Source organism: Clostridium fungisolvens, assembly GCF_014193895.1.
GTDB classification, from domain to species: Bacteria; Bacillota; Clostridia; order Clostridiales; family Clostridiaceae; genus Clostridium_AR; species Clostridium_AR fungisolvens.
The window spans coordinates 2,436,455-2,451,524 of sequence record NZ_BLZR01000001.1; the positions used below are offsets into that span (position 1 = coordinate 2,436,455).

Consider the following 15,070-nt stretch of genomic DNA (forward strand, 5'->3'; position numbering starts at 1 on the left):
GTTAACAGCTCCTTTCTAACATATCAACAAAAGCTTCTACTCTAGTTTCTAGACCTGCTTCTCCAGTATGCTCATCAACCTTTAGAATCATAAAAGGAAAATCTCCAATTTTGTCTTTAATAAGCTCCACAATTACTGAATCAATACCACATGCAAAGGAAGATATATATATTATTCCATTGACCATTTTTTCATTGGAAGCTTCTAAAGTGAATCCATAGGCATTACGAGCAAAAGTCCAAAAAGGTCTTTTATATAGATCTTTAACTTTATCGTTAATTAAGTTATCATCTATGAATTCCTCTGTAATTACCCCAACCCCTAATTTATTTAATTTCTTCACTATATTCATGTTTATAAAGTCATCATATAGATTGTAAGGATGACCGGCCAATGCAACATTGATTTTATAATCCTCATTTTTTATTCCAGTTTTGTATTTACTTTGTTCTCCTAATGCTTTATCAAAAGCATTTCTTATTTGTGTTCTATTATTAGTAATTGACCTTCCAGCCTTCTGAGCCCACTGATAAAGCTCCTTTTCAGAAGCAGCATATATCGGCTCTGTTATTGATAGTGGAATATCTGGTATGCTATTTATAACCATTTCAGGTAAGCCACAAAACTTAGGACAAATATATTCCCTTGATCTAAGTTGCATTATTCTTGGTATAACTATAACATCGCATTTATCTCTGAGCATTGAAACATGACCATGAAAAATTTTTATAGGTAAACATGCCTCATCTACACAATATTTAACACCTTCATCTAAAATTTCTTTATTCGTATCTTCCGATGTTATTATCTCGGCTCCTAATTCAGTAAAGAATGTATTTAGGAAAGGATGATACTTATAATATAAAAGTCCTTTAGGAATACCAACTTTCATCTTAACCTCCATAAAAAAATCGCTAAAACGACTTTCTTCAATGATTTTTTGCACATCTGCCATTTCTGGACAAGCGAAAAAGTTCTCGCAGACGACAAATTCTTCTTCTTTATTCTTTAGCTTATATTATGCTTTAAGCTAATTACACGCACTTACCCACAAATTAAATTTAATTACGAATTTCTAAAGAATAAAAAATAAAGTCTCATTAAAGTAGTATTATCTATAATTGCAATATTATTCTAGTAATCACAAATTTTCTTATTTATGTGTAATAAATTAGTGTAAATGCATGTTATTTAACTTATAAAGCAATATTATGGTATTATATAAATAATTCTTAAAAGTAAAATAGTAAAAATTAATTAATAAAGAATTTAGGATGTGATATAAATGATTATAAATTCAGAAAATGAATTAGTGGCCTTAAAAAGAATTGGTAAGATTGTTGCTGAAGCCAGAGAAGAAATGCTAAAAGCAGTGAGACCTGGCATTACAACCATGGAGCTAGATTTAATAGGCGAAAAGATACTTTCTTTCTACGGTGCAAAATCTGCACCTAAGTATGAGTATAATTTTCCTGGTGCTACTTGTATAAGCATTAATGATGAAGCAGCGCATGGAATCCCAGGTGCTAGAATTATAAATGAAGGAGATTCTGTAAACATAGATGTTTCGGCAGTTTTAGACGGTTACTTCTCAGATACAGGTGCAACTATAGTTGTATCTCCTACGTCTAATAATATAAAGCAGCAACTTTGTAATTGTTCTAAGCAAGCTCTGAATAAGGCAATTATGAAAGCTAAAGCAGGTACTAAAATTAATCAAATAGGAAGGACTATTTTTAATGAAGCTAGGAAAAATGGTTTTACAGTTATAAAGGATTTAACTGGACATGGAATAGGAAAAAGCTTACATGAAGATCCCGAAAATATCCTTAATTATTTTGATATTAATGATAGCTCCATATTAAAGGATGGGTCTGTACTCGCAGTTGAAACATTTATATCAAATGGTGCTGAACACATTTTTCAAGACACAAATGGATGGACTTATAAGACTCCAGATAAAAGTATTGTAGCTCAATTTGAACATACTATTGTCGTTACAAAAGGAGAACCTATTATATTAACAACTATATAGCTTTTAACTCTTTACACTAGTGTTTTTTACCTTTACAAAATTTGATACTATTAAGTTTGTATTTTCAAAACTCTTATCAGAAGCTCTGGATTCTTTAAAAATATAGTAGTAAAGTTCACTATATAATATAGCAGCATACTAAGCTTAACATTTTGATTATTATTAAAGGGTTCCATTACGAAAACTTAAGTTATACATGTTTGAAAATCGCGGCTTCTGGGGATTTTAGGGCATGTATAAATTAATAGTTGAGCTAGAAACTCTAAAGTGCAGTTAATTTCCATAGTATAAGTTTTAAATAGGTTGATAATATAACATTATACTATTTCTATTAAAGGACCTAATTTTTATAGAATTAGTATATAAACACTGCTTCATACTAAAAAACATAAAGGAGTAAATAAACTATGCTTTCATATAGGTTTGCTGATGAGAAAGATGTAAATTTACTTATTTCACTAAGACTAGATTTCTTAGAGCTAATTCCTACTGATGAACTATACTATGATCTAAAAGAAGAACTAAAAAATTATTTTGAAGAAAAGATGCATAACGAAAGCTGTGTTGTTATGTTCGCAGAAGATAATGCCGCTATTATAGGCACTGGAATGTTATTATTTTACGATTCTGTTCCATCAATAAAAAATAAAACAGGAAAAAGTGCACACTTAACTAATCTATATGTTCACGAATCGTACAGAAAACAAAAAATAGGAACTTTAATATTAACAAAACTTGTTGAGTTTGCAAGAGAAAAAGAATGCTACTCTATTTTACTCAATGCTTCAGACGATAGCAAAGAGCTATTTTCAAGACACGGTTTTAAAAAAGTGAAAAGCAGCATGATCTATGAGGTGCCAAATGAAAAACTTGCAAAAGATACTAGCGAACTTTACAACGCAAATCCAATGTAAGATTAATATTATAGAAGTATATGAAATTTAAAATTCTATTTGTATTATTAACTTATGCATGTTCAAAATTCTTAATATAATATTTTTTGAACATGCGTAAATTAAGTTTGATAGAAAAAGAAAGTTCCTGTCTTTAAATATATATATCAGGTTCCTTATTAAAAAAGAAAACACCTACGCCACCTATTCCTAAATGGCTTCCTAAGACACTTCCTATCTTATTAATCATAATATCTCGTATTCCTAACCTATCTTTTATTAATTTTATAAGTTCCTCAGCAGTTTCTAATTCGTCAGCATGACTTATCCCAATCATTTGATTAGGGAAGTTTTTGAATCTTTGTTCTACTATATCAACTATTGTATTAAGCGCTTTCTTTTTTCCCCTGACATTTCTAATAACTTTCATTCTTCCGTCTTCAACATCTAATATCGGTCTTATATCCATCATTGAACCTATTGTTCCTGAAACCATACCTACTCGCCCACCTTTTACAAGCCACCTTAAATCAGAAATACTAAAAATATGTTCTACATGTTCAACTAGCTGATTTAATTGATTTAATACCACCTCAAATTTCAGCCCTTTTTCTATAAGTTTAACAGCCTGTAATGCAATTAAACCAGTAGCTGTGGAACCACCTTTAGAATCCAAAACTTCCATTTTATTATTAGGATACTTTTCTTTGATTTCATCTAATATATTTCTAGCTAATCCATAGGTTCCTGAAAGCTTTGATGAAAATGATAAGTAAATAAAATCTTGTCCTTTATTACAATATTCCTCAAATGCATCATAGAAATCCTTTGGATTCACTTGAGAGGTTTTAGGAACTATGCCACGTCTAATGAATGAATAAACTTCATCAACCTGTATTGTTTTCTTATCTAAATATTCTACACCTTCTAAAGATACCCTAAGTGGAAGTACTTTGATTTCATATTTTTCTATAATGTCTCGTGGTAAATCGCATGTGCTATCTACCATAATTTTAATCATATAAACCACCTCTTTAAAATAACTTATACCAAATACTAAAGACTACGACTATTAAATAAATCTAGTCGCAGTCTATTCTGTATGTTTTATAAGTCTATTTCCATGAAACCACAGCATCTTTTCTTGGTACAGTTCTTGAGTATTTTACTGCTGGATATCCTATTACCATACAAGTAACTATCTTTTGTCCCTCGTTTATTCCTAGCAGCTCCATGATTTCCTTATTTCCTTGCGCCGCTCTTACAAAGAAACCACTAAAGAAAGTTCCGAGTCCTAAAGCATCTACCATAAGCTCCATATTAGAAGAAGCTAGAGCTCCATTAACCTCTGATTCAGATAATACTAAAACTACTGCTGGTGCATTAAAGAACAACTTGTCCTTAGTATTATCAGCTTTAAATTCTTCATTCATTTGTATCCACATCTCAGCATATCTCTTAAAATGTGCAGTTTCAGGAGTTAAGTTATTAAGCATATACTTTCCGTAGTTACTTAAGCCTTCAAAAGCTAAAGCTTTTAATTTATTTAAATTCTCTCTTACTACTACATAAGAAACATTCTGTGCATTACTTCCTGTTTGTGTGAATCTTCCAGCATCTATAATTTTATTTAATTTTTCAATTTCGATATCTTTAGCTTGAAATTGTCTTACTGTTCTTCTAAACTTAATAAAGTTTAGTAATCTTTCTGGTTCTATTTCAAATTCATCTTTGTTATAAGCTTTTACTTCTTCCATATTATAATCATCTGTCGACACGGCTTCTTTTGGGCATATGGCAACGCAATGTCCACATTTAAAACAAGCTTCATTCTTAATCTTTGCTTTTCCATCAACCATCTCTATATCTCTTACAAAACAATCCTTTACGCATAATCCACAACCAATACATTTTTCTGTATTAACATTCATCATAAAACTTTACACTCTCCTATTTATTATAAGGCTTTTTGGAAATTATTAGCCTTATATTATTATTTTAGACTATAGAAATTATAACACTTAGTTATTATATTAGTCTAACTTATGATTTTATACTAAGACTCATTTTTATAGATAAACCTCTAAGTTTTTCTGTATTCCTACGATTTAGGTATATTTTGTTACAGAAGTATTTATCATCAGCTTAAATTCTGAACTCATCACAAAGACTTTTGCCCAAATTGTTCCACACTATCATATTTTATGTTAGCATTAACGTGAAGATTTAAATATTTATCTATAAAAAATTGCTTAAGCGATTTTCTTCACTATTTTTTTGCGCATCTACCTTTCCGGATGTATATGGAGAAAACTTGGAAGTAAAATAAGATTGGTTTTTACTTTATGACCAAAAACTTCTAAATTTACTGAAATATCTGGGTTTAATTAACTTAAAAATTTTATAATCTTCTATAGAGTAAAAAACATGCAGCAATAATTTTTTATCTTTTTTATAAGGAGTAAAAATGGAATACGAAATAAAAATAGCTCATATTAATAATCTTTATGACATTGTTGAATTACTTAATACAGTGACTTTAAATCTACATAAAAAAAATATAAATCAATGGCAATACCCCTGGGATACTGAGGAGATAAAAAGTAATATTGAGAACAAATATACTTATGCTGTATTTAACAACGAAAAAATTATAGGTACTTTTTCTTTAAAGCCAAAACCAAAAAGTTCTTGGATACCTGAAATTGATGAGGAAATACTTTATCTACATACTTTAGCAATATTACCAGAATACCAAAAGAAAAGTATAGGATGCAAAATTATTGACTTTTCACATAATCAATCAGCGACATTAAACAAGCCGCTTTATTTGGACTGTTGGTCAAAAAACATTAAATTAAAGACTTTTTATTTAAATTCTGGCTTTGATTATTTAATGGATTATCCTGAAGAGGATTTCGAAATCAGTGTGTTTAAGTATCATAAAATATAGCTTTATGAGGTTATGTAATGTACAATATACTCTGAAAAAGGATAGAATTAGTTCAGCTATAAAAGATGAAAAGAAGTAACCTTCTACCTTAGTTTTAAGGTCAGATTACTTCTTTTCTATTTACTTTATTACTTTATAATCCCTGTGTTAAAAAGCAGTTTACCAATCATTCTATCAATTGAAATTTCTCTGTTTCCAAGCATAGTTTTAACTGCATTTAACAATACTCTAACATCATATTGTCCTTCATAAACCGGTGGAACTTCTTTATCTAACTTAAGTAATCCATATACAGCCATAATCGCTGATCTTACAGAATACTCTACTGTAAATACACAATCATTTGGTATCTCTGAAAATTGTCCAAGGAATGCTAAATTAGTACATCCATTTGGTATAACTTCAGGTCTATCACCTTTCTTGCGTGGCATGAATTGGCTTGTTATATATGGCATCATGCATGGTATAACTTTACATGATGGTAGTATCTCATCTACCTTATCTCCTAAACCCATATGATAAAGTAATTCAGTAAATAATTCTGCACCTGTACAATCACTCATTTTCTTGTTTACAAAGTCACCAGCATTATCTGGGAACAAACCATATGCCCAAAGTACTTGTACATTGTCAGGTTGATTTATAAAATGAGGTTGCTTAGGTGTAACCCAAGACATTAGCCAGCTTGAGTCCTTAATAGTTACTACTCCACCCATACCAGGTTCATCACCAGTTAGTTCTAATAGATGATCAAAAACAGAAGTGTTATCTGTAATTGTAACAGTAAAAGAAAGCCACTTTGTTTTATCTATATCTCCAGCAAATACTTCTGGATGCCCAAAATCAGGGCTTTGCTTAGCTATATTTTCCCATAAGGACCAACAGCCTCTTTCTTTTTGATTTCTGTTTAACACGGCTGCTGTATAAGTATCTCCTAAAGTTGAATTTTCAGTCATCGATCCATTGGTTACAAAAACTAAGTCATTTACAGTGGTCTCAATAACTTCTTCATGGCCATTTCTCTTTACATAAATACGTTCAACAGTTTTTTCAGCTTCAGTGACCTTTATATCCAAATCGATAACTTGTACACCTAGTTCCATCACCACACCTTGCTTCTTAAGCCAAGTGATTAGTGGTAATATCAATGAATCATATTGATTGTATTCAGTATGAAGTATTCCGTCTAATTGATTCATTCCACCTATTAAGTACATGAATCTTACCATATATCTTTTAACTTCAAGTACACTATGCCAATTTTCAAATGCAAACATTGAACGCCAGAAGTACCAGAAATTTGTTTCAAAAAAATGTGGCTTGAACCATTGTTCGCAAGTTGCTGCTCCAATTTCATCATCATGAGCAAGTACTAGCTTGTTTAAAGACATTATATCTTCAAACTCAAGTCCTAAAGTAGAAAAATCTGCTTTTTGCCCTTTATTTTCTACTAATCTACAGTGTGATTTTATTGGCTCTGCAATATTAAGTTCCCTAAATTCATCTAAAACTGTTCTATCTGGACTCGTAAGGGATGGAATAAATCCAAATAAATCGTAAAGGCATTCCATTCTAGATTCTAGTTCTCTTCCACCTCTAGCAATATAACCATCTTCTGCGTTTCCTGCTCCATCCATACTTCCACCAAAAACATTGGATTCTTCTAATATATGAATATTTTTTGCTGGCATATGTCCATCTCTAATTAAAAATGCAGCAGATGCAAGTGATCCTATTCCCCCACCTACTAAGTACGCTTTCTTGTTTTCAATGCCCTTTTGAGGTACTGTGCTTATTCTCTCATAATTTTTCATAACTATCCACCCTTTCAAAAATGCTTTTAAAGATGTTTTACACTAAAAGCTTAATTTTAACTGCAATAAATATAATAATGTTTAAGGATTGTTCCATCCAACCCTCAACTACAATATAAATTCTTATATGGATTATTACAATTTACAAACAAATGTATTTGTAAAATTTCTTTACAAAAAGTGCTTATTGTAAACCTACTCGTCAAAAAAACACAGATTTTTTTATTTATCTGTGTTTTTCTTCAAATCTTATTATTGCTTGTTTTATAGTACCATCAATTAAAAACCCTATTTTTTCAATTATATATTCAGGTTTTTCCTTCATATTTTCTTCCATCCATTTTGCAACTAATGATATAAGCGCTGGTGTATAAAAATCTACTATGAATTTTTTATATTCTTCTGAAATTTTTGTTCCTTCAGAAATTTCATCTACAATCTGCTTAAGTGAATTTGATGTATTTGCAAATAGAAATCTTTCAAGATGATCTCTCCCAATAGAATGTAGGGTATTCATACAGAACGCCTTGTTTTTTTCAATATATCTAAACGCTTCTAAATAGCCTTCTTTCCAGTTTTCATAGGTCTTATGTTGTTCTAAATAATAAATAGCCTCATTATTATAAATCCATCCCAATAATTCATATACATCCTGAAAATGATAATAAAAAGCTTGTCTTGTAATTCCACAGCCATCTACTATATTTTGAATTGATATCTTGCTAAAGGGAATCTTCTCCATAAGTTTCTTTAATGAATCTGCCATTAGCTGCTTTGTCATATACGAATTAGCCATAAAATCCTCCATTAATGCTTCAATATTAACCAATAAAAATTCCTATGATACAATTTCTAAATACTTATAGAATAATTGTATCATAGGATATAATACATTTCATGTGTAAAACTATTTCTTATTATATTGTTTATAAATTTCAATGTATCTTAAGCACTTTCTAACTTTAATCTTTTCCATATTATATAGGACAACGCCCACATTATAACAAACAATATTACTAATAAATAACCGATATTGGCCATATCTAAATTCTGTATCCACATCCATACTCCACTGTTTAGTCCTAGCTTAGGAGCCAATATTTGAGTTAACTCAACTACTCCAATAAATAAAGCAGCTATAACGGATATACCTGTAACAGAAAGATTATAGTATATTTTGCGTAAAGGAGTTGAAAAGGCCCAGTTATATGCTGTTGTCATAAATATCCCATCAGCAGTATCCATCAAGCTCATACCAGCTGCAAAGACAATAGGCAAAGCGATAAGCATTGTTATTGGAATGCTCTTTGTTGCAGCGTTTGCCGAAATTGCTAAAAGAGCTACCTCTGATGCAGTATCAAAACCTAATCCGAAGAGAAAACCTAATGGGTAAACATGCCAACTTTTGCTTATAAACTTATAGAATGGCTTTCCTAACTTAGCAATTAATCCTCTATCTAGCAAAAGTTTTTCTAAGTTTTCTTCTTCATATTTACCCTTTCTTGTATCTTTAAAGAACTTGTAAATATCGAACCAAATAAATAGATTAAGCACTCCGATAAGCACAAGAAATGCCCCTGAAACCGAAGTGCCTATTACACTGCCGACTTCTTTGATTTGCGGAATATTTTTACTTGCCCATCCCATTGAAAAAGTAGTTATAAGCGCCATTATAAAAACTACGGAAGAATGTCCCATTGAAAAAAAGAATCCTACTCCTGTGGAATCTTTCTCCTGCTCTATTAATTTCCTCACTGTATTATCTATTGCTGCAATGTGGTCTACATCAAATGCATGCCTTAATCCTAAAGTATATACCAGTAGAGCAAGACCAATAATCTGTGGGTATTTACTAATATTAAGTAATACCAAAGCTATTCCAATAATATGTAATATAGCTACTATAACACTATAGAATATCCAATTAGTATTCTTTCTTGATAGCATCCTCTTATAACTCCCCCTCAAAACCAAACAATTACGTTCACTTATAATTTATTTATCATACTTGCATTATATGCAGCTCCAAATCCATTATCTATGTTTACAACACTTATACCGTTAGCACAGCTGTTTAGCATTGATAAAAGCGCAGCAAAACCTCCAAAATTGGCTCCATACCCAACGCTTGTAGGTACAGCGATTACAGGTTTATCTACTAATCCACCTATAACACTTGCAAGAGCACCTTCCATTCCTGCAATGACAATTACTACCTTAGCACCTCTTATAACTTCAAGCCTAGCAAACAATCTATGTATACCTGCCACACCTACATCTACAATCTTCTCAACTTTATTACCAAGAATTAGTGCTGTCTCATATGCTTCTTCAACCACTGGTAAATCAGAAGTTCCTGCTGAAATAATAGCAATATAACTTTCTGAAAGAGTTTCTTCTCTTTTCTTAATGGTTATAGTTCTACCTAACTTATTATATTTTGCCTCACTACATATTTCTTTTACTGCATTAAACATTTCTTCGCTAGCTCTAGTAGCCAAAATATTATTTTCTTTGGTAAGCATAAATTCAATAATATTTCTTACCTGTTCGACTGTTTTTCCTTCACAGTATATAACTTCAGGATATCCGGTTCTGATCTGCCTATGATTGTCAATAACTGCAAAACCTAAATCTTTAAAAGGTAAATCCTCAATTTCCTTTACTGCCCTTTCTATTTCAATTCCACCATTTTTAACAGCTTCTAATAATTTTTTTATATCATCTTTATCCATACTTTCCTCCTAAAATACACCAAGGCCTTTAATTCAAACTGTCAGGTTTATCCTTAAGCTACTATTAACTTATAATCAGTAAAAAGAGTCTTAATTAAGACTCTTTTTTCAGTATTAGCTTCTTTTTTGCATAGTAAAAAGTGTTTTTTCTTCTTTATTTAATACTTCATTCATACTGCCAGTCCTATATCCTAACATATCTAGAGTAACATAAGTAAACCCGATTTCCTTAAACTTATTTCCTATCTTATCCATAAGTTCAATATTGAAAAATTGCTCTCTTTCTTCAGGTGCAACTTCTATTCTAGCAATCTCTCCATGGTGTCTTACTCTAACTTGCTTTATTCCCATGTCAAGAAGGAATTGTTCAGCTTGATCTACCATCTTTAACTTAGGTAAAGTTATCTTATGCCCGTAAGGGAATCTAGAAGAAAGACATGCAAATGATGGCTTATCCCAAGTAGGAAGTCCAAGTTCCTTAGATAGTTCTCTTATATCATTTTTCGTTAATCCAGCTTGCTTTAAAGGGCTTATTACCTCTAATTCTCTAGCAGCCTGCATTCCTGGTCTATAATCTCCATTATCATCTAGGTTAGAACCATCAAATACATACTTAAGTCCGTTTTCTAAAGCAACATTCTTAATTTTTGTAAAAAGTTCTTTTTTGCAAAAATAACACCTATTCTTAGGATTACTTGCGAAACCTTCTATATCAAGTTCTTCTGAAGATATGATAATATGTTTTGCTCCCATATCCTTTGCATATTTAATAGCTTCTTTTAGCTCTCTTTCAGGGTAAGTTGATGAAGTTGCAGTAACTGCAATTAGCCTTTCACCTAATACTTCGTAGGCTACTTTTACAAGAAAAGTACTATCAACACCACCAGAAAATGCTACCGCAGCACTTCCCTTTTCTTTAATTATATCTTTAAGCAATTGAAATTTTTCTTTAAGTTCCATTCCCATACCTCCTATAATGTCTTATATACTTCGTTATATATTTTAGATATTGGTACATTTTTTTCTTTAGCTAATCTTTTACAATCTTCATATTCAGGTTTTGACTTAACCAATTCACCATTATAATATGAGTTTTTCACCGTTACCTCTCCATAATTAGTTGAAACTTTAGAAAACTCTCTGTTTAACATAATCTTCTCTACATCAAACTTCCTAACTCCAATAGAGGTAGTTTCTTTAAATATAACTTCAAGTATCTTCTTTTCAACCTTTTTATTAACTAACACACTTAGCTTTATTGCTGGTCTTCCTTTTTTCATAATTATAGGAGTCTTGAAGACATCTAACGCTCCTGATTCAAAAAGCTTTTCTTCAACATAACTGTATATTTCAGGATTCATATCATCAATATTAGTTTCAAGTAAGTGTTGTTCTTCAGTATCTTCATTTCTAATTTCTTCGCCTAAATATACTCTTAGAACATTAGGTATTTCAAGTTCTCTAGTTCCAAGACCATATCCAATCTTCTCTATTGAAAACTCCGTCTTATCAGTGTAGACTTCAACATTTTCAGCTAAAATTGCTGCACCTGTAGGAGTTGTAGTTTCAAAATTAACTATTCCAGTTCTTACTGGTATATTTTTAAGGATCCTAATTGTTGCTGGTGCTGGCACAGGTATTAGGCCATGTGCGCATTTTACAAAACCTCCACCTAATTGAATTGGTGATGCCATTATCTTGTCGACCTTTAAATAATCTAACGCTACTGCTGCACCTACAATATCTATTATTGAATCGATGGCGCCAACTTCATGAAAATGGACTTCATCTATTGTTTTCCCGTGAACTTCTGCTTCAGCTTCTGCTATTCTCATAAAAATAGCTAAGCTTAAACTCTTAACTTTATCACTTAACTCACTGGAGCTAATTATATTCTTAATATCATTAAAATTTCTATGTTCATGATGGTGATGAGTTTTATTCTCCTCGATATTTAAATCCTCATGTGAATGTTGTTCATCCATATGATTATGATGGTGGTTATGATGTTCATGATGAAAATCTTGATCTAATTCATGTGTATGTGTGTGAGTTTTATCATGATGTTCTTCATCAATATGAACATGGTTATGATTGTCTTGTTTCTTTATAATTACATCAACTTTAGTGCCAGTTATACCGTTTTTAATATCTTTTCTAATATCTATACCATACTCAGAAGATATATTTAATTTTGCAATCTCGTTTAGTAGGTATTCTTTGTCCACTCCTAAATCAATTAATGCTCCTAAATTCATATCTCCACTAATTCCACAAAAGCAATCATAATATAATATTTTCATCTTATTCTCTCCATTACATTTGTTATTTAACATTCTTTAGAGTTTTTGTGTCTATATATAGATGTACAGATCCCAATTTAGAATTAGTATATCTATTAAAATCATTTTTTCATAATAATTTTAAGGAAATGCTTAAAGTAGAACCTGTACACCTTAATTTTTTACTTTTTAACTTTTTAAATTCTTAACTTCTTGTCTTTTATGCGAACACTTCTTTTATAGTTTGTAAATGTTCACGTATTGGAAGGCTTTGTGGACAGTGCTGTTCGCATTTACCGCATTTTACACAGCTTGTAGCCTTTTCTTTAACTGGTAAATTCTCATATGACTTGTCTCCAGGGAACATATTATAAGTATTATATGCGCTGAAGCATCTTGGTATATTAACTCCTGCAGGACATGGCATGCAATACCCACAAGCAGTACAGTTAACTTTCATCTTACCTTTAATTATAGTTTTAACTTCATCAACTATAGCTAATTCTTTTTCAGTCAATGAATTTTCTGGAGTTTCACCAGCTGCTTTTATATTTTCTACTAATTGCTCTAATGTGTTCATTCCGCTTAGTACAACCTTTACCTCTGGGTGATTCCATACCCACTTTAAAGCCCACTCTGCTGGAGATCTCTTTACATCAGCTTTATCAAAAGCTTCTTTTGCTTCATCAGGGATATTCACAAGTTTTCCACCTCTGATAGGTTCCATTATAGTAACACCTAAACCTCTTGCAGCAGCATATTCTAATCCTTCAGTTCCAGCTTGGAATTCTTCATCTAAATAGTTATATTGTATTTGACAGAATGACCAATTATAATAATCAACTATTTCTTTAAATACTTCTAATTTATCATGAAAAGAGAAACCAGCATATCTTATTCTACCGTCTTTTATAGCAGAATCTAAAAACTCATCTATTCCATTGGCTTTTAATCTTTCCCAATCGGTTTTATTTAAAGCATGTACCAAATAAAAATCTATATGATCTGTATCTAAACGTTCTAGTTGTTCATTTAAATATTTATCCATATCGCTTCTTGATTGTATTAACCAGCTTGGAAGCTTTGTAGCTAATTTTACTTTTTCTCTATACCCATCTTTTAAAGCTCTTCCAACAAAAGGTTCACTGGCACCGCCACCTCTAGTCATACCATTCCCATGATATGGGTAAGCTGTGTCTATGTAGTTTACGCCATTATCTATTGCATAACGAACTAAACCCGTTGCTTTTTCCTCATCAATTTGAGATGGATCTCCTCCTGGTATTAATGGTAGTCTCATACATCCAAAACCTAAAATTGAAACCTTTTCATTTGTCTTACCAAACTCTCTGTATAACATCTCGACTCCTCCTCATACTATTGACACATATGCTTCAACCTAAATCATATCTACGCAGCCATACTAATAAGCTAGGCTCCGCGGGCAATTATGATAAAGATTTGACAATATGGGTCTTCAAAATTTTCCTTTTAAAATACTATTATTTGATGTTGTTTCCATATATTATAAATATTACACCTTAAAGTGTACTCTAAGTCAATACAGTGAATAAATCTTTTTCCTAAAATAAAAAACTAAATTCTTGTTTGCAATAGTAATTTCATCTTAAGCGATTTTAGTCTTGCACAAAATATGGTACGGTAGTGTCCTTAAATGAAATTCGAAATGTTTTGTAGAATTAAATAAAGTAAAAAAATTAACCCTTAAAAACCTGATAAAAAGTTTAGGATTAATTTCTTTTCTAAATAAAACTATACTATATATACACCTATTAAAATTCACAGCTCATGAATATCAGTATATATTTATAGAATAGTTTACTTTTTTATTCTATCTTCTTATAAAAATTCACTATACCGCAGCTCCACTATTTTCGCAGTTATTGATAGAACTACAACAGCTGCTCTCTGATTTCTTATCTTTAATTAGACCAGTATAATAATTAAGCTTCCAATTAATCATTTCAAGATTATTGTTCATCTCTTTAATTTTTTGCTCAGTTATCTTCTTTTGTGCCAAAATTATTTCTCGTCTTAGTTCTAAAGTTCCGTCGCCTTCCATACAAAGAGTAACAAAGTTTTTAATCTTTGAAATGGCCATTCCAGTGTTACGTAAGCAGCATATAAGTTTTATCCATTCAATATCATCTTCGCTGAAGTTTCTAACCCCATGTTCATCACGGGCTATATTTGGAAGTAATCCCTCTTTTTCATAATATCTTATTGCATACTCAGTTAAATCAAATTTTTCGGCTACCTGCTTTATTGTGTATTTCATAAAAAAACAACTTCCCTTCTATGACCTAGGTTTTTGTACAAGTTTAATATAACTCCTTT

14 protein-coding genes are annotated in these 15,070 nt (G+C 31.1%); 3 read left to right on the forward strand and 11 right to left on the reverse strand.

Annotation, left to right across the window (positions count from 1 at the left end):
• Nucleotide 1: 1 nt before the first annotated feature.
• Nucleotides 2-892: an acyl-CoA dehydratase activase-related protein gene (locus bsdtw1_RS10450; RefSeq protein WP_183277515.1), complete on the reverse strand. Its 891-nt coding sequence runs from the start codon at nucleotides 890-892 to the stop codon at nucleotides 2-4.
• A 393-nt stretch (nucleotides 893-1,285) separates the two neighbouring features.
• Here bsdtw1_RS10450 and map point away from each other — a divergent pair, with 393 nt between their 5' ends.
• Nucleotides 1,286-2,035, forward strand: coding sequence for a type I methionyl aminopeptidase (gene map / locus bsdtw1_RS10455; RefSeq protein ID WP_183277516.1), 750 nt, complete (start codon nucleotides 1,286-1,288; stop codon nucleotides 2,033-2,035).
• A gap of 407 nt (nucleotides 2,036-2,442) precedes the next feature.
• Nucleotides 2,443-2,949: a GNAT family N-acetyltransferase gene (locus tag bsdtw1_RS10460; protein WP_183277517.1), complete on the forward strand. Its 507-nt coding sequence runs from the start codon at nucleotides 2,443-2,445 to the stop codon at nucleotides 2,947-2,949.
• Between the two features lie 133 nt (nucleotides 2,950-3,082).
• Here bsdtw1_RS10460 and bsdtw1_RS10465 read toward each other — a convergent pair whose 3' ends face one another.
• Together bsdtw1_RS10465 and bsdtw1_RS10470 are read right to left on the reverse strand one after the other, a co-directional pair.
• Nucleotides 3,083-3,949, reverse strand: coding sequence for a DegV family protein (locus tag bsdtw1_RS10465; RefSeq protein WP_183277518.1), 867 nt, complete (start codon nucleotides 3,947-3,949; stop codon nucleotides 3,083-3,085).
• Nucleotides 3,950-4,043: 94 nt separating this feature from the next.
• Nucleotides 4,044-4,862 carry a nitroreductase family protein gene (locus bsdtw1_RS10470; protein WP_183277519.1) on the reverse strand — a complete coding sequence of 273 codons (819 nt, stop codon included), beginning with the start codon at nucleotides 4,860-4,862 and terminating at the stop codon, nucleotides 4,044-4,046.
• 533 nt (nucleotides 4,863-5,395) lie between these two features.
• On the opposite strand from bsdtw1_RS10470, the gene bsdtw1_RS10475 reads away from it, so the two are divergent.
• Complete coding sequence (locus bsdtw1_RS10475; protein ID WP_183277520.1) at nucleotides 5,396-5,881, forward strand: GNAT family N-acetyltransferase; 486 nt, start codon at nucleotides 5,396-5,398, stop codon at nucleotides 5,879-5,881.
• A 128-nt stretch (nucleotides 5,882-6,009) separates the two neighbouring features.
• On the opposite strand, the gene bsdtw1_RS10480 is transcribed toward bsdtw1_RS10475, so the two are convergent.
• The 8 genes from bsdtw1_RS10480 to bsdtw1_RS10515 form a co-directional block, all read right to left on the reverse strand.
• Complete coding sequence (locus bsdtw1_RS10480) at nucleotides 6,010-7,695, reverse strand: oleate hydratase (protein ID WP_183277521.1); 1,686 nt, start codon at nucleotides 7,693-7,695, stop codon at nucleotides 6,010-6,012.
• 226 nt (nucleotides 7,696-7,921) lie between these two features.
• The gene (locus bsdtw1_RS10485) at nucleotides 7,922-8,491 is read right to left on the reverse strand and encodes a TetR/AcrR family transcriptional regulator (RefSeq protein ID WP_183277522.1); all 570 of its coding nucleotides are present in this window, start codon (nucleotides 8,489-8,491) and stop codon (nucleotides 7,922-7,924) included.
• A 149-nt stretch (nucleotides 8,492-8,640) separates the two neighbouring features.
• Complete coding sequence (locus bsdtw1_RS10490; protein WP_183277523.1) at nucleotides 8,641-9,642, reverse strand: HoxN/HupN/NixA family nickel/cobalt transporter; 1,002 nt, start codon at nucleotides 9,640-9,642, stop codon at nucleotides 8,641-8,643.
• Nucleotides 9,643-9,683: 41 nt separating this feature from the next.
• A complete protein-coding gene (gene larB / locus bsdtw1_RS10495; RefSeq protein ID WP_183277524.1) occupies nucleotides 9,684-10,430 on the reverse strand; it encodes a nickel pincer cofactor biosynthesis protein LarB in 747 nt (248 codons plus the stop codon).
• 114 nt (nucleotides 10,431-10,544) lie between these two features.
• Nucleotides 10,545-11,390, reverse strand: coding sequence for an ATP-dependent sacrificial sulfur transferase LarE (gene larE / locus bsdtw1_RS10500; protein WP_183277525.1), 846 nt, complete (start codon nucleotides 11,388-11,390; stop codon nucleotides 10,545-10,547).
• Nucleotides 11,391-11,401: 11 nt separating this feature from the next.
• On the reverse strand, nucleotides 11,402-12,733 hold the full coding sequence (larC, locus tag bsdtw1_RS10505) for a nickel pincer cofactor biosynthesis protein LarC (protein WP_183277526.1): 1,332 nt from the start codon (nucleotides 12,731-12,733) through the stop codon (nucleotides 11,402-11,404).
• Between the two features lie 199 nt (nucleotides 12,734-12,932).
• Complete coding sequence (locus bsdtw1_RS10510; RefSeq protein ID WP_183277527.1) at nucleotides 12,933-14,072, reverse strand: aldo/keto reductase; 1,140 nt, start codon at nucleotides 14,070-14,072, stop codon at nucleotides 12,933-12,935.
• A 513-nt stretch (nucleotides 14,073-14,585) separates the two neighbouring features.
• The gene (locus bsdtw1_RS10515) at nucleotides 14,586-15,011 is read right to left on the reverse strand and encodes a MerR family transcriptional regulator (RefSeq protein ID WP_183277528.1); all 426 of its coding nucleotides are present in this window, start codon (nucleotides 15,009-15,011) and stop codon (nucleotides 14,586-14,588) included.
• Between the last annotated feature and the right edge of the window lie 59 nt (nucleotides 15,012-15,070).